This window comes from Serratia sp. CY55921, from assembly GCF_052167655.1.
GTDB lineage: Bacteria > Pseudomonadota > Gammaproteobacteria > Enterobacterales > Enterobacteriaceae > Serratia > Serratia ureilytica.
In genome coordinates this window covers 1-15,228 of sequence record NZ_JBJNMU010000006.1, presented here as the reverse complement: position 1 = coordinate 15,228, position 15,228 = coordinate 1, and the positions used below count along the sequence as shown (strand labels likewise).

Here is a 15,228-nt window from a genome sequence, read left to right as displayed (position 1 = left end):
CGCGCCAATCACGCCGGCGCCGCCGTACTAGAAACCGCTGGCGGCCATTGCCCGTGTTGTATCCAACATCCGATTGGCAAAGCCCCATTCATTGTCGCACCAGACCAAGGTCTTTATCAGGTGCTGCCCGCTGACCCGGGTCTGCGTACCGTCGACGATAGCGCTGTGCGGGTCATGGTTAAAATCGATCGAGACCAATGGTAATTCCGTGTAGTCAACTATACCACGAAATGATTCCCGTGCGGCCTTTTGCAACAGCTGGTTGACCTCCGCCACCTTCACTGCGGCGCTCACGCTGACGCTAAGATCGATAGCCGTCACGTTGATGGTCGGCACGCGCACCGAGATAGCCTCGAAGCGATCGCAAAACTGCGGGAAGATGCGGGTGATGCCCGCGGCCAGCTTGGTATCGACCGGAATGATCGACTGGCTCGCCGCGCGGGTGCGCCGCAAATCCGCGTGATACGCGTCGATCACCGGCTGATCGTTCATCGCCGAGTGAATGGTGGTCACGGTGCCGGACTCGATGCTGTAGGCGTCGTCCAGCAGCTTGATCACCGGAATAATGCAGTTGGTGGTGCACGAGGCGTTGGACACGATGCGATGTTCCGCCAGCAGCGTCTGATGGTTGACGCCGAACACGATGGTGGCGTCCAGATCGTTGCCGCCCGGATGGGCGAACAGCACTTTCTTCGCCCCCGCCGCCAGATGGGCCTCGCCATCCGCCCGGCTGCCGTACACGCCGCTGCAGTCCAGCACCACGTCGACGCCCAGTTCGCCCCAGGGCAACTGCTCCACCGCCGGTTGGTGCAACAGGCGAATCGCGTCGTCTCCGACGCTCAGCGTGTCGCACTCTTGCCGCACATCCCAGGCGAAGCGGCCATGGCTGGAGTCGTACTTCAGCAGATGGGCCATGCCTTCGGCGTTCGCCAGCTCATTGATCGCCACCACGGAGATTTCCGCCCGTCGGCCCGATTCGTACAGTGCGCGCAATACGCTGCGGCCGATGCGGCCAAAGCCGTTTATCGCTATGCGGATGGTCATGCTGCTCCTGAAAAAAGGGCCGTCCACGCCGGGTTGACTCACCGGCGCCGCCCGGCGCTGACTGGTTGTCTCACTAACCCGCATAGAGTAGTGGATCGTACCGCCCGCTGTGAATCGCCGAGTTTGCATTATTCCCGCGCTTCAGCGGTTTTTCACCGCCGTCACATCGGCATTTCTGTCGAAGAGTGCTTCAACTGAAACGCTTCAGCTGAGCATAAACCAAAGTTTTGGCAAAAGGAACACGTGCGACAGTTCCTCAGGTAACGGAGGGGAGTTTTACGAGCATAAGATGATCTGGCGCACATTTTTGGCCTCAAGGCCGCGGCGGATTTTCGCTCGCCGGCCCCGTTTCGCCGTAGTGCTCACGGAAATAGTCGCGCAAAAATTCGACCGTCACCCGCACTTTCGCCGACGTTGCCAGCCGGGAAACGTACACCGCCCAGATATTGGCCGGCTGATAATACTCCGGCAGGATGTGCACCAGTCGGCCGCTGTCGATGTTCTCTTTCACGTCCCAGGCGGAACGCAGCGCGACGCCCTGCCCGTCCAGGCACCACTGATGCACGATTTCGCCGTGGTTCGACGCCAGCGCGCCCGTCACCTTTACCGTTTCTTCACCGCTCGGCCCCTGCAGCCGCCACAGCCCGAACGGATGATCGCGTTCTTTGATCACCAGACAGGAACGGCCCGCCAGCTCCGCCGGGTTTTTCGGCGCCCCGTGGCGCTGCAGGTACGCCGGCGAAGCGCACAGGATGCGCTGGTTGTCCGCCAGCTTGCGCGCAATAAGATTGGGGGCGATATCGTCGCCGATGCGGATATCCAGATCGAAACCTTCGCTGACCAGATCCACCAGCCGATCGGAAACGTCGAGCCGCAGTTCCAGCTGCGGATACTGCCGCGCCAGCGCCGACAGCGCCGGCGCGACGAAACGCCGGCCAAAGCCGAAGCTGCTGACCACCCGCAGCATGCCCTGCGGCGCCTGGCGCACTTCGGACAGCTCGTCCATCATCTGATCGACATCGTTGAGAATGCGCTGCGCCCATTCGTAGATGCGCTCGCCGTCTTCGGTGATCGCCACCCGCCGCGTGGTGCGGTGCAGCAACGACACGTCCAGCGTCTTCTCCAACAGCGCGATGCGCTTGCTGATAAAGGCCGGCGAAACGCCCAACTCTTCGGCGGCGGCGGCAAACCCGGCGCGGCGCGCCACCAGCACGAACACCCGCAGGTCACTCAGGATCGGCATATTGTTCATGATTCGTGTTTTATGTTTCACCGTTTTCAGGATTGATTAACAGTTAGTCAATTATAGGATAACAGTGTTGTCAATCTCCCCTACCTACAAATGAGACCTCTGTATGAGCAAAACTTACAAGATTGCCGCCATCCCCGGGGACGGGATCGGGCGGGAAGTGTTGCCGGAAGGCATACGAGTATTGCAGGCGGCGGCGGCGCGCTGGGATCTGTCGCTGGAATTCGCCACCTTCGAGTGGGCCAGCTGCGACTACTACCAGCACCACGGCCAGATGATGCCGGACGACTGGTTCGAGCAACTGAAAGGCTTCGACGCCATCTATTTCGGCGCCGTCGGTTGGCCGGACACGGTGCCCGATCATATCTCGCTGTGGGGTTCTCTGCTGAAATTCCGGCGCGACTTCGAACAGTACGTCAACCTGCGTCCGGTGCGGCTGTTTTCCGGTGTGCCCTGCCCGCTGGCGAACAAGCAGCCGGGCGATATCGATTTCTACGTGGTGCGCGAAAATACCGAAGGGGAATACTCCTCGCTCGGCGGACGGATGTTCGAAGGCACCGAACGCGAGATGGTGATCCAGGAATCGGTCTTCACCCGTCAGGGCGTGGACCGCATCCTGAAGTACGCCTTTGAGCTGGCGCAACAGCGCCCGCGCAAACGCCTGACCGCCGCCACCAAGTCCAACGGCATGGCCATCAGCATGCCGTACTGGGATGAGCGCGTGGCGGAGATGGCGCGCCAATACCCTGATATCGCCTGGGACAAACAGCACATCGATATTCTGTGCGCGCGTTTCGTGCTGAACCCCGAACGCTTCGACGTGGTGGTCGCCTCCAACCTGTTCGGCGATATTTTGTCGGATCTCGGCCCGGCCTGCACCGGCACCATCGGCATCGCCCCCTCGGCCAACCTGAACCCGGAGCGCAACTTCCCGTCGCTGTTCGAGCCGGTGCACGGCTCGGCGCCGGACATTTTCGGCAAAAACATCGCCAACCCGATCGCCATGATCTGGAGCGGCGCGATGATGCTGGACTTCCTCGGCGACGGCGATGCCCGCTACCGCCAGGCGCACGACGGCATCCTGCAGGCGATTGAGCGCATTATCGCCGACGGGCCGCGCACGCCGGACATGCGCGGCGACGCCTCCACCCAGCAAGTCGGCCAGGCGATCGCCGCCCTGCTGCAACGCTGAACGCCGCAGATTTTCCCGTGCAGGGCGCCCTTCCGCGCCCTGCTTTGCCACGTCCGTTTTTCCGCTTCGATCGCTGCCGCAAATCCGTTGAAAACCACCGCAGAAGGCACGCCAATACCCCGGTCAAGATCACAACAAATTGTTTACATACTGTGTTTTATCCTTTTACAGATGCCCCAATTGTGGCCCTCCTGTAATTTGTGCACACTCGAAAATGTTAATGAAGAGTGAATATTCCCGGTAGCGACCCACCGGGCGGTTTGCTCCTCGCGGTGTAACAAAACAAATGGTTCAAGCCAATAAGGCCCGGGCGCACCCTACGCTTTGCGCACCGGCCCACCACCGATAACAGGAGTTCACTCCCATGCAGAGCAATCCCAAAAAGGATGTCACGCTCATCGCCATCAGCCTGTGCAGCATTGCGCTGATCGCCCTTTGCCTGATGCTCTTTCCGGCTCAATCCGCGCTTATCGCCAACACCATTTTCAACGGCGTCACCCGGCTGTTCGGTTCAACCATTCAAATCCTGGTGCTGATCGCCCTGCTGGTGGTGCTGTATCTGGCGTTGAGCAAATACGGCAATATCCGCCTCGGCGAAGGCAAACCGCAATACTCCACGCTGGCCTGGCTGTTCATGTTCATCTGCGCCGGCCTGGGCTCGTCTACCCTGTACTGGGGGGTGATGGAATGGGCGTATTACTACCAGACGCCGGGGCTGAACATCGCGCCGCGCACCCCGAAGGCGCTGGAATATAGCATCAGCTACTCCTTCTTCCACTGGGGCCTGAGCGCCTGGGCGACCTACGCCCTCGCCTCGCTGATCATGGCCTATCACTTCCACGTGCGTAAGAACAAAGGGCTCAGCCTGTCGGGGATCATTTCCGCCATCACCGGCGTGCGCGCCAACGGCCCGGTCGGGCGGGCGGTGGATCTGATCTTCCTGGTCGCCACCGTCGGCGCCCTCACCATTTCACTGGTGCTGACCGCCTCCACCTTTACCCGCGGGCTGACGGCGCTGACCGGCATCCCGGACAACTTCGCGGTGCAGGCGACGGTGATCCTGCTGGCAGCGGTGATCTTCTGTCTCAGCTCTTACATCGGCATCGACGGCGGCATGCAGCGCCTGAGTAAAATGGTCGGCTGGGGCGCATTCGCTTTCGCCGGGCTGGTGCTGCTGGTCGGCCCGACCGAATTCACCATCAACAACACCATCAACGCCATCGGCCTGACGGCGCAAAACTTTCTGCAGATGAGCCTGTTCACCGATCCGATGGGCGACGGCAGCTTCAGCCGCAGCTGGACGGTGTTCTACTGGCTGTGGTGGATCTCCTATACTCCGGGCGTGGCGATGTTCGTCACCCGCGTCTCGCGCGGCCGCAAGATTAAAGAAGTGATCTGGGCGTTGCTGCTCGGCAGCACCCTCGGCTGCTGGTTCTTCTTCGGCTCGCTGGAAAGCTACGCCATGCACCAGTTCATCAGCGGGCAGCTCAACGTGCCGGAGATCCTCAGCACCCAGGGCGGCGAAACCGCCGTGCAGATGCTGCTGACGGCGCTGCCGCTCGGCAAGCTGTTCCTCGCCGCCTATCTGTTCATCATGATCATTTTCCTGGCCTCGCACATGGACGCCGTGGCCTACACCATGGCCGCCACCAGCACCCGCAACCTGCAGGAGGGGCAAGATCCCAGCCCGATGCTGCGGCTGTTCTGGTGCGTGGTGATCACCCTGATCCCGCTGTCGATCCTGTTTACCGGCGCCTCGCTGGACACCATGAAAACCACGGTGATCCTGACCGCACTGCCGTTCCTGCTGGTGCTGCTGGTGAAAACCTACGGTTTCGCCCGCTGGCTGAAGCAGGACTACGCGGCCATCCCGGCGCACCTGATCGAAAGCAGCCCGCCAACGCTGCCCGAAGCGCCGCCGGCCGGCGAACTCTCCGCTCCATCGTCGTATCAACCGCGCCCTATGGCGAAATGACAATAAGAAAAGAGGAAGGTTAACTTATGAGCACTCTGATCCCTGAATTTACCTTACCGAAAGATTTCTGCGCCGACGCACGCGAGGCCTACACCATACCGGCCCGGTTCTACACCCACCAGGCGGCGTTCGAGCACGAAAAAGAGCAGGTGTTCGCCACCAGTTGGATCTGCGTGGCGCACCGCAGCGAGCTTGCCCAACCGAACGACTACATCACCCGCGAGATCATCGGTGAAAACATTCTGGTGGTGCGCGGCCGCGATAACGTGCTGCGCGCCTTTTACAACGTCTGCCCGCACCGCGGCCACCAACTGCTGGCGGGCGACGGCCGGGCGAAAAACGTCATCACCTGCCCTTATCACGCCTGGGCATTCAAGCTGGACGGCGAGCTGGCGCACGCGCGCAACTGTGAAAACGTGCAGAACTTTGATAAGGAAAACTCGCACCTGATGCCGGTGCGGGTCGAAGAGTACGCCGGGTTTATTTACGTCAACCTGGACTCGCAGGCCGGCACGGTGGAAGACCAGCTGCCGGGCCTCGGCGCCAAAGTGCGCGAAGCCTGCCCGCAGGTCGACGACCTCAAGCTGGCGGCACGCTTCGTCACCCGCACCCCGGCCAACTGGAAGAACATCGTCGACAACTACCTCGAGTGCTACCACTGCGGCCCGGCGCATCCCGGTTTCGCCGACTCGGTGCAGGTCGATCGCTACTGGCACACCCTGCACGGCAACTGGACGCTGCAGTTCGGCTACGCCCGTCCCTCCGAGCAGTCGTTCAAGTTTGAAGAGGGCAAAGAATCCAGCTTCCACGGCATCTGGCTGTGGCCGTGCACCATGTTCAACATGCCGCCGCTGGAAGGCATGATGACGGTGATCTATGAGTTCCCGGTCGATGCGGAAACCACTTTGCAGCACTACGACATCTACTTCACCAACACCGATTTGAGCGACGAACAGCTCAAACTGATCGACTGGTACCGCGACGTGTTCCGCCCGGAAGATTTGCGGCTGGTGGAAAGCGTGCAAAAAGGCCTGAAGTCGCGCGGCTATCGCGGCCAGGGGCGCATCATGGCCGACGGCGCCGGCAGCGGCGTCAGCGAACACGGCATCGCCCACTTCCACAACCTGCTGGCGCAGGTTTATCAACCTTGATGCGACGGGGCCCGCGGGCCCCTTTCCCCTGACTTGTGAGGTTCTTGTGAAAATTTCCGATCGGGCGCTATTCCGCCAACAGGCATATATCAACGGCCAATGGCGCGACGCCGACAACCAGGAAACCCTGCCGGTGAGCGATCCCGCCACCGGCCAACTCATCGGCAGCGTGCCCAACATGGCGACGGCCGAAACCCAACGGGCGATCGACGCCGCCCAGCAGGCGCTGGAAGGCTGGCGCGCGCTGCCGGCGCAACAGCGCGCGCAGCTGCTGCGGCGCTGGTTTGAACTGATGCTGGAACACCAGCAGGATCTGGCCAACCTGATGACGCTGGAGCAAGGCAAACCGCTGGCGGAATCGCTGGGTGAGATCCGCTACGCCGCCTCCTTTATCGAATGGTTCGCCGAACAGGCCAAGCGCGCCAACGGCGACATCATTCCTTCGCCGAGCAGCGATAAACGCCTGATGGTGCTGAAACAGGGCATCGGCGTGTGCGCGGCGATCACGCCCTGGAACTTCCCGGCGGCGATGATCACCCGCAAGGCTGCGCCGGCGCTGGCGGCCGGCTGTACGCTGGTGGTCAAACCCGCCAACGAAACCCCTTATTCGGCGCTGGCGATGGCCGAGCTGGCCGAACGCGCCGGCATTCCCGCCGGGGTGTTCAACGTGGTGACCGGCAATTCGCAGGCGATCGGCGTCGAGCTGACTCGCCACCCGCAGGTGCGCAAACTCAGCTTTACCGGCTCCACACCGGTGGGCAGGCTGCTGATGCGCCAGAGCGCGGACACCATCAAGAAAGTGTCGCTGGAGCTGGGCGGCAACGCGCCGTTCATCGTATTTGACGATGCGGACATCGATGCCGCGGTGGAAGGCGCGCTGATCGCCAAGTATCGCAACGCCGGGCAGACCTGCGTCTGCGTCAACCGGTTCTACGTGCAGCGCGGCGTTTACCCGCAGTTCGCCGAGAAGTTTGTCGCCCGCGTGGCGGCACTGCAGGTCGGCAACGGCTTCGAAGCCGGCGTACAGATTGGCCCTCTGATCAATCGCAAGGCGCGCGATAAGGTGTTGGAGCTGCTCGATGACGCACTGAGCAAAGGCGCTCAGGTGCTGACCGGCGCCACGCCGCACGCGCTGGGCGGCAATTTCTTCACCCCGACGGTGCTGGGCGACGTGCAGCCCGGCTCGCTGCTGCTGGAAGAAGAGATCTTCGGCCCGGTCGCGCCGCTGGTGATATTCGATGACGAAGCCGAGGCGATCCGCCAGGCCAACGACACCATTTACGGCTTGGCCGCTTACTTCTACACCCGTGATGCGGCGCGCATCTGGCGCGTTTCGGAACGGCTGGAGTACGGCATGGTCGGCATCAATACCGGGCTTATCTCCAACGAGGTGGCGCCGTTCGGCGGGGTGAAACAGTCGGGGCTGGGGCGTGAAGGCTCCGAATACGGCATCGAAGACTATCTGGAGCTCAAATACCTGTGCCAGGCGGTATAACTTTTTCATGCGCGGGGACGCCCGCGCTTTGGAGCCAATGAATGACCAGCTATCAGATGCTTGATGTCCGCGTCGTCGACATCGAAACCGTCACCGCACGGGTCAAGCGCTTTACCCTGACGGATCCGCAAGGCCGGCCGCTGCCTGCCTTCAGCGGCGGCAGCCACATCATCGTGCAAATGCAGGACGGCGAGCAGCGCTACAGCAACGCCTATTCGCTGCTCAGCTCACCGTTCGAACTCGAGCATTACCAGTTCGCCGTTCGGCGCGAGTCTCCTTCCAAAGGCGGTTCCGACTTCATGCATGACCGGCTGGCGGTCGGCGATACGCTGACCATCAGCACCCCGAATAACCTGTTCGCGCTGGCGCCGGAAGCGCAACATCACGTGCTGATCGCCGGCGGCATCGGCATCACGCCGTTTATGGCTCATCTGCATGAGCTGCAACGCAGCGGCCAACGCTACCATCTGCACTACTGCTTCCACAGTGAAGAGCACAACGCCTTCCAGCAGCAGCTGATGCAAGCGCCGTTCGCAGACAACGTCAGTTGCCATGTCTCCAGCCTTGGCGGCCGGTTGGATCTGGCGCGCACGCTGGCCGATGTGGAACCCGGCGCCCATATCTACGTCTGCGGCCCGGCGGCGCTGAACGAAGCGGTCTACCGGATCGCCGCCGAACGGGGTATCGATGCCGGTCGCTTGCACAGCGAAGCCTTTGCCGCCGAAGACACGGCGGGCGGCGCCTTTACGCTGGTGCTGGCTCGATCGGGTATTGAGCTTGAAGTGGCGCAAGACATGACCATCCTGCAGGCGCTGGAAAACAGCAAGGCGGCCAAGGTCGAGTGCCTGTGCCGCGAAGGCATTTGCGGCACCTGCGAAACCCGCATCGTCGAAGGGGAAGCCGATCACCGCGATCAGTATCTCAGCGAGGAAGAACGCGCGGCGCAGCAGACCCTGTTGATCTGCTGCTCGCGCGCCAAAGGCAGCCGGCTGGTGCTGGATTTGTAAAAGGAGCGCCCGCAACGGCGGGCGTCCTGGTTAAGCTTTCGGGAATATCCACAGATGCTCGGCCGGCAGGGAGAGCCGGCACAGCGCCCGATCGCGCGCCTCGTGGCCATAGGCGCGTACCACGAAATCTTCGGCCACGGTGCGGAACAGGTATTCCCAGCGATCGCCGAGATACATGCTGGTCAGCAACGGCAGCTCAAGCTGATTACCCTGTGGATCTTCACCCAACCGCACGCGCTCCACGCGGATCACCGCCGTGCCCTCCTGCCCGACCTGCACGTCTTCGCCCGCTTTGCCCCACAGCGCCCAATCCTTACCTTCGATGCGCGCCCGGCCATCTTCCAGCGCCACGATCTTGCCAGGCAACCGGTTGTTGCTGCCCATGAATTCGGCGGTGAACAGCGTGGCGGGCGAACCGTACATCTCCTGCGGCGTGCCCTGCTGTTCGATTTTGCCGTTATTGAGCAGCAGGATGCGATCGGAAATGGCCATCGCCTCGTTCTGATCGTGGGTCACCATCAGCGCCGACAGACCGAGCTTGATGATCAGCTCGCGCAGAAATACCCGCGCTTCTTCGCGCAGCTTGGCGTCGAGGTTGGACAGCGGCTCATCCAGCAGGATCACCGGCGGGTTGTAGACCAGCGCACGGCCGATCGCTACCCGCTGTTGCTGGCCGCCGGAGAGCTGGTGCGGATGGCGCTTGGCCAAATGCCCCAGCCCGAGCTGATCCAGCACCGCCTGTACCCGTTGGGCGATTTCCGCCGAGGCGGTCTTACGCAGCTTCAGCGGATAAGCGACGTTCTCAAACACCGTTTTATGCGGCCACAGGGCGTAGGACTGAAACACCAGCCCCAGGTTGCGCTCTTCGGCGGGAATTTCGCTGCGCGCGCTGCCGTTGTAAACCGCGCTGTCGCCGATGACGATTCGCCCCTGGCTCGGCTTCTCCAGCCCGGCCACCGCCCGCAGCAGCGTAGTTTTGCCGCTGCCCGACGGGCCCAGCAGTGAGACCACTTCGCCCCGTTTCAGATCCATCGACACCCCTTTCAGCACCGGGTTGTCGCCATAGGTCAAATGCAGGTTCTCTACCGAAAGTTCAATCATGTAATTTCACTCCAAAGCGCAAAGCGATCCCCAGCCCCAGCACCACCAGCAGGATATTGATGAACGACAGTGCGGCGACGATATCGATGGCGCCCGCGGCCCACAGGGAAACCAGCATCGAGCCGATGGTTTCCGTGCCCGGAGACAGCAGATACACCCCGGTGGAATATTCGCGTTCAAAGATCAGGAACATCAGCAGCCAGGAGCCGATCAGGCCGTAGCGCGACAGCGGAATGGTAACGTGTCGGGTGATCTGGCCGCGGCTGGCGCCGGCGCTGCGCGCGGCTTCCTCCAGTTCCGGCCCCACCTGCAGCAGCGTGGAAGAGATCAGACGCAGGCCATAGGCCATCCACACCACGGTGTAGGCCAGCCAGACGCTGAAGATGGTGCTGCGCAGCGAACGCAGCCAGACGATCACGTTCTCGCGCAGCCATTCGGCCATCGGCAGCACGGACAGCCAGCCTTCCTTGAGCGATTTATCCAGCCACATCGGCAGGAACAGGAACACCCACAGGAACGCCAAACCGGCCAACAGCCCCGGCACCGCGCGCGGCACCAGCACGCTGTAGTCGAGGAAGCGCGTGGCGCCGTCCGGCTTGCGGTGCATCGCGATGCCGATAAACAGATAGCACGCGACCGCCAGCGCCCCGCCGATCACCCCGATCGCCATCGAGTTGACGATGGCGCGCAGCAGGTTGGGCTGCGCCCAGATGGTGCGGAAGGTGTTGATCGACAGTTCGTCCCAGACAGACACGCCCACGCCCCAGTTGGAGATAAAGGCGCGCAGCACCACGCCGATCAGCGGCACGCCGATGGTCACGGTCAGCCAGAACATCACCACCGCGCCGGCCACCCAGCGCCATTTGCCCAGCGGCAACGCGCGCGCCTGCGAGGCTTTGCCCTTGACGGTGACGAAACGGTTGGCGGTACGCATTAGCCTGCGCTGCAGCATCACCAACGGAATGGTGATGCAAATCAGCACCACTGCTACCGCCGCCATCAGGTGGTAAGACGGCGTGCCCAGCTTGTTGGTCAACTGATACAGGTAGGTCGCCAGCACCAGGTTGCCCTCCGGATCGCCCAACACCAGCATCAGGCCGAACACCTCCAGCCCGAGGAAGAACAGCAGCACCCCGGCGTACAAGATAGACGGCCGCACCATCGGCAGGCTGACGGCGGTCATCACCTGCAGCGGCGTAGCGCCGGCGGTGCGCGCCGCTTCTTCAACGTCTGAGCCCACGCTGCGCAGCGCCGAGGAGATGTACAGGTAGGCGTGGGGCACGTGCGTCAACCCGGCGATAACCACGATGCTGGCCATCGAATAGATGTTCCACGGCACGAAGCCCAGCAGCGCCTCCGCCCACAGCGAGAAGAAGCCCACCGGCCCCGCCGCCACCACGTAACCGAAGCCCAGCACCATCGGCGACACGAAGATCGGCACCAAAATCAGCGGTTCGATGATCCGCCGCCCCGGCAGATCGGTGCGCACCATCAGGAAGGCCAAAATGCCGCCGAGCGGGATAGCGATGATTACCAGGCCGAATGCCAGAATAAAGCCGCTTCTCAGCGCCTTGTAGAAATCCGGATCGGTAAAGATGAACTCGAAGGCCTCCAGGCTGAAGACCTTGGAGGGAGAGAAAAACGGAGCCGAGAGGAAGCTTTGAATGATGATAAACGACAGGGGGACATAGATAACCAGCGCGGTTATCAACACCACCAGGCCGCGCGGCAGGCTCTGCCACTTTCTGCGCCATGCTTGCATAAATGCTCCCTATGGTTGTAAACGACGACCAAAGGGCGCGCGCCTGTACGTCAGGCGCGCGTCCGAATGCAGTCCCTGTTATTTCGCCGCGGCGGCGCGCCATTGTTTGATGTAGTCGAGACGCTTGGCCGGCTGCAGATACTCCAGCAGGCTGTCGTCGACCGGGATCGGCTTGAGCGCGTTGCCCAGCAGCTTGGTCATGCCGTCGATGTCGTTCTTGCCTTCGACATCGTTGCGGATCGAAGGGATATCAGCCTGATTGGCGAGAATATTTTGCCCTTTCTCCGACAGCACGTAGTCGAACCACAGCTTGGCGGCGTTAGGGTGACCGGCTTCTTTGCTGATGAAGCTCACGCGCGACAGCACCAGGGTATAGTCTTTCGGATAGACGATGCCGAGCGACGGATCGCTCTTGGCGCGGGCCTCGGCGTACGAACCGAGGATGTTGAAGCCGATCAGGTTTTCACCGGAGGAAACGCGTTCCATCATGGTGCCGGTTGAGGATTGCACCGCCAGCCCGCCCTTGGCCACGTCGGCCAGCGTTTTGAAGTAGTTGGGATCGGCCTTGAAGTCCTGCACCGACAGCATGAAGCCAACGCCGGATTTTTCGATGTCGTAAGTGGTGACTTTCTTCTTGAATTTGTCCGTCTGGCTGGCGATCAGCTTGGCCAACGCCGCGTGCGAATCCGGCACATCGCCCTGCGGGATCAGGCGTTTGTTATAGATGAACACCACCGGCTCATAGGTGGTGCCATACACTTTATCTTGCCATACCGCCCATTTTGGCAGCTGAGCCCGCTCCGGAGAGGCATACTCCTGCGCGTAATCGCCCGCCAGTTTCAAAATGGTGTCCATCGACGAACTCCACACCAGGTCGCCGCTGGTGCCGCCGGCCGCCTGCTCGCTGATGAAGCGGTTATACAGTTCGGTGCTGTTCATGTCGTTGTATTCGACCTTGATGCCCGGATACAACGCCTCAAATCCCTGGATCAGCGGCGCCGCCGCTTTGGTGTCAGTGGTCGAGTAAATCACCACCTTGCCTTCTTTCTTCGCGCCGTCGACCAGTTTCTGATAGTCGGCGGGGTAGCCCGCCGGGAAGGCCGCATAGGCGGAAACGGAGCCCAGTAAGGTGATTGCAGCCACGGTAGCGCTGATTTTTTTCATCATCATCCATCCCCAGATCACATTTAATAAACCAAAAATTAACATACAGTTAATAATTGCGACGAGGCAACGGCGTTGCTTGTTATCTTTCGGTTTTGTGAGGTTGGACGTTTTTCAGTCAATACCCACGCCCGGCGGCGCGGGCTTGGCGGTCATCCGTGTCGCAGACTATTCTGCCAGGCGTGAGCGCCGCAGCAGGCGAATTCGCTGTACGATGGCGCCCCTGCAACGTCAGAACAAAGCCGGCATTCGACCCGCGATATGCCGATCTTTTTCCCCCGTAAACCGGTCGAAGACGGCCACGTCTCTTTCAAGCCGCACATCGAAATTCCGCTGTCGATAGACAGGGTGGCGCGCTAACGCGCTGCCGGGTCGGCCGCCATGATCCCTCTGTGTGGCCGGTTCACGCCAGGATAAACAGCGCTGGATTAATCAGGTTTTTGTCGCCGAATTATTATATCCTGCCGGACGAAAATTTTTGCGGGCGTACGCAGCCCCACGCGCCTCCTTCTGCAGCGCTTCATTTCGCAGCCAGGCCGTTTATTTCATGAATACAGGCAGTGCCATACCGTTATGACCAAGAGTTTATCCCCGAAAGATATTATCGCCCTGGGCTTTATGACCTTCGCCCTGTTTGTCGGCGCCGGCAACATCATTTTCCCCCCGCTGGTGGGGCTGCAGTCCGGTGAACATCTGTGGCCGGCCGCCCTCGGGTTTATGGTGACCGCCGTCGCTCTGCCGGTGATCGCCGTGATCGCGCTGGCGCGCGTCGGCGGCAGCATCAGCCTGCTGACCGGCCCCATCGGCCGCACCGCCGGCCTGCTGTTGGCGACCGTCTGCTATCTGGCGCTCGGCCCGCTGTTCGCCACCCCGCGAACCGCCAATGTTTCTTTCGCCCTCGGCATCGCGCCCTTCACTGGCGACGGCGCCCTGCCGCAGTTCATCTACAGCCTGCTGTTCTTTACCCTGGCGATGGTTGTGTCGCTGTATCCCGGCCGCTTGCTCGATAACGTCGGCCATATTCTGGCGCCGCTGAAAATTCTGGCGCTGGCCGCGCTCGGCATCGCCGCCCTGGTGTGGCCCGCCGGTGCGCCGGTCTCTGCCGTCGGCAGCTATCAGGCCGCGGCGTTTTCCACCGGCTTCGTTCAGGGTTATCAAACCATGGACACGCTGTCGGCATTGATGTTCGGCTCGATTATCGTCACCGCCGCCCGCTCGCGCGGCGTCAGCGACAGCGGCCTGCTGCTGCGCTACACCCTCTGGGCCAGCCTGATCGCCGGCGTCGGCCTGACGCTGGTCTATATCTGCATGTTCAAGCTGGGCGCCGGCAGCGGCAGCCTGGTCGGCAGCGGTGCTCAGGATGGCGCGGCAATCCTGCACGCCTATGTGCAGCACACCTTCGGCGATCTGGGCAGCGTCTTTATGGCGGTGCTGATGTTCATCGCTTGCCTGGTGACGGCGGTCGGCATGACCTGTGCCTGCGCGGACTTCTTCTCTCGCTACCTGCCGCTTTCTTATCGCGCGCTGGTGGTCATCCTCGCCCTCTTCGCCATGCTGGTTTCCAACATGGGGCTGGCCAATCTGATCCGCGTCTCACTGCCGGTGCTGACGGCGATCTACCCGCCTTGCATCGCGCTGGTGTTGCTCAGCTTCAGCCAGAACCGCTGGCGCAGCGCCAGACGCGTCTTCGCGCCGGTGATCGCTACCAGCCTGGTGTTCGGCCTGGCCGATGGCCTGAAGGCTTCAAGCTTCAGCGGCCTGCTGCCCGCCTGGTTCGATAAGCTGCCGCTGGCCGAGCAGGGTCTGGTCTGGCTGCAGCCTACGCTGTTGGTGCTGTTGCTGGCGGCGGCTTACGACCGGTTGCGCAGCGCCGAAAGCGTCAAGGCCGCGTCGTAATCGCGATTTCCGCCCATAAAAAAAGCCGGTCATGATGACCGGCTTTTTTATCGGCTTGCACCCGGCGGCTTACTTCAGCAGCGCCTGCGCCTTGGCCACCACGTTGTCCACGGTGAAGCCGAACTCGGCGAACAGCTGCTCCGCCGGCGCCGACTCACCGAAGGTGGTCATGCCCACGATAGCGCCGTTCAG

General features: G+C 61.8%; 12 protein-coding genes. 6 read left to right on the top strand and 6 right to left on the bottom strand.

Annotated elements, in window-relative coordinates; translation table 11 throughout:
- Positions 1–27: 27 nt before the first annotated feature.
- Both epd and ACJ8M3_RS20865 read right to left on the bottom strand, forming a co-directional pair.
- Entirely contained in the window at positions 28–1,044 is a 1,017-nt protein-coding gene (gene epd, locus ACJ8M3_RS20870) for an erythrose-4-phosphate dehydrogenase (RefSeq protein WP_004931582.1), read from the bottom strand.
- Between the two features lie 313 nt (positions 1,045–1,357).
- Positions 1,358–2,317: a LysR substrate-binding domain-containing protein gene (locus tag ACJ8M3_RS20865; protein WP_277623794.1), complete on the bottom strand. Its 960-nt coding sequence runs from the start codon at positions 2,315–2,317 to the stop codon at positions 1,358–1,360.
- An 82-nt stretch (positions 2,318–2,399) separates the two neighbouring features.
- Here ACJ8M3_RS20865 and ACJ8M3_RS20860 point away from each other — a divergent pair, with 82 nt between their 5' ends.
- The 5 genes from ACJ8M3_RS20860 to ACJ8M3_RS20840 all read left to right on the top strand — a co-directional run bounded on the left by ACJ8M3_RS20860 (position 2,400) and on the right by ACJ8M3_RS20840 (position 9,113).
- Positions 2,400–3,485: a tartrate dehydrogenase gene (locus ACJ8M3_RS20860; protein WP_089197409.1), complete on the top strand. Its 1,086-nt coding sequence runs from the start codon at positions 2,400–2,402 to the stop codon at positions 3,483–3,485.
- A gap of 364 nt (positions 3,486–3,849) precedes the next feature.
- Positions 3,850–5,460 carry a BCCT family transporter gene (locus ACJ8M3_RS20855; protein ID WP_033644733.1) on the top strand — a complete coding sequence of 537 codons (1,611 nt, stop codon included), beginning with the start codon at positions 3,850–3,852 and terminating at the stop codon, positions 5,458–5,460.
- 26 nt (positions 5,461–5,486) lie between these two features.
- The gene (locus ACJ8M3_RS20850; RefSeq protein WP_025304183.1) at positions 5,487–6,611 is read left to right on the top strand and encodes an aromatic ring-hydroxylating oxygenase subunit alpha; all 1,125 of its coding nucleotides are present in this window, start codon (positions 5,487–5,489) and stop codon (positions 6,609–6,611) included.
- 46 nt (positions 6,612–6,657) lie between these two features.
- Positions 6,658–8,106, top strand: coding sequence for an NAD-dependent succinate-semialdehyde dehydrogenase (locus ACJ8M3_RS20845; RefSeq protein ID WP_089192230.1), 1,449 nt, complete (start codon positions 6,658–6,660; stop codon positions 8,104–8,106).
- 41 nt (positions 8,107–8,147) lie between these two features.
- Positions 8,148–9,113, top strand: a complete 966-nt coding sequence (locus tag ACJ8M3_RS20840; protein ID WP_089192231.1) for a PDR/VanB family oxidoreductase — start codon at positions 8,148–8,150, stop codon at positions 9,111–9,113.
- 30 nt (positions 9,114–9,143) lie between these two features.
- Here ACJ8M3_RS20840 and ACJ8M3_RS20835 read toward each other — a convergent pair whose 3' ends face one another.
- The 3 genes from ACJ8M3_RS20835 to ACJ8M3_RS20825 form a co-directional block, all read right to left on the bottom strand.
- Complete coding sequence (locus ACJ8M3_RS20835; protein ID WP_089197410.1) at positions 9,144–10,214, bottom strand: ABC transporter ATP-binding protein; 1,071 nt, start codon at positions 10,212–10,214, stop codon at positions 9,144–9,146.
- Positions 10,207–11,976 (bottom strand): ABC transporter permease, encoded by a 1,770-nt coding sequence (locus tag ACJ8M3_RS20830; RefSeq protein ID WP_033644727.1) that lies wholly within the window; start codon positions 11,974–11,976, stop codon positions 10,207–10,209. The genes ACJ8M3_RS20835 and ACJ8M3_RS20830 overlap by 8 nt, the downstream gene beginning before the upstream one ends.
- A 78-nt stretch (positions 11,977–12,054) precedes the next feature.
- Positions 12,055–13,143: an ABC transporter substrate-binding protein gene (locus ACJ8M3_RS20825; RefSeq protein WP_033644933.1), complete on the bottom strand. Its 1,089-nt coding sequence runs from the start codon at positions 13,141–13,143 to the stop codon at positions 12,055–12,057.
- Positions 13,144–13,713: 570 nt separating this feature from the next.
- On the opposite strand from ACJ8M3_RS20825, the gene brnQ reads away from it, so the two are divergent.
- Positions 13,714–15,036, top strand: coding sequence for a branched-chain amino acid transport system II carrier protein (gene brnQ / locus ACJ8M3_RS20820; protein WP_060660267.1), 1,323 nt, complete (start codon positions 13,714–13,716; stop codon positions 15,034–15,036).
- A gap of 69 nt (positions 15,037–15,105) precedes the next feature.
- Here brnQ and ACJ8M3_RS20815 read toward each other — a convergent pair.
- On the bottom strand, positions 15,106–15,228 hold a 123-nt coding region (locus ACJ8M3_RS20815), incomplete at its 5' end, for a transketolase-like TK C-terminal-containing protein (protein WP_072269788.1).

Bases quoted from the DNA above. Each gene is read 5' to 3' on its own strand.
- ACJ8M3_RS20850 (WP_025304183.1), top strand. From the start codon at position 5,487: ATGAGCACTCTGATCCCTGAATTTACCTTACCGAAAGATTTCTGCGCC.
- ACJ8M3_RS20840 (WP_089192231.1), top strand. From the start codon at position 8,148: ATGACCAGCTATCAGATGCTTGATGTCCGCGTCGTCGACATCGAAACC.
- ACJ8M3_RS20855 (WP_033644733.1), top strand. From the start codon at position 3,850: ATGCAGAGCAATCCCAAAAAGGATGTCACGCTCATCGCCATCAGCCTG.
- ACJ8M3_RS20835 (WP_089197410.1), bottom strand. From the start codon at position 10,214: ATGATTGAACTTTCGGTAGAGAACCTGCATTTGACCTATGGCGACAAC.
- ACJ8M3_RS20860 (WP_089197409.1), top strand. From the start codon at position 2,400: ATGAGCAAAACTTACAAGATTGCCGCCATCCCCGGGGACGGGATCGGG.
- ACJ8M3_RS20830 (WP_033644727.1), bottom strand. From the start codon at position 11,976: ATGCAAGCATGGCGCAGAAAGTGGCAGAGCCTGCCGCGCGGCCTGGTG.
- epd (WP_004931582.1), bottom strand. From the start codon at position 1,044: ATGACCATCCGCATAGCGATAAACGGCTTTGGCCGCATCGGCCGCAGC.
- ACJ8M3_RS20825 (WP_033644933.1), bottom strand. From the start codon at position 13,143: ATGATGAAAAAAATCAGCGCTACCGTGGCTGCAATCACCTTACTGGGC.
- brnQ (WP_060660267.1), top strand. From the start codon at position 13,714: ATGACCAAGAGTTTATCCCCGAAAGATATTATCGCCCTGGGCTTTATG.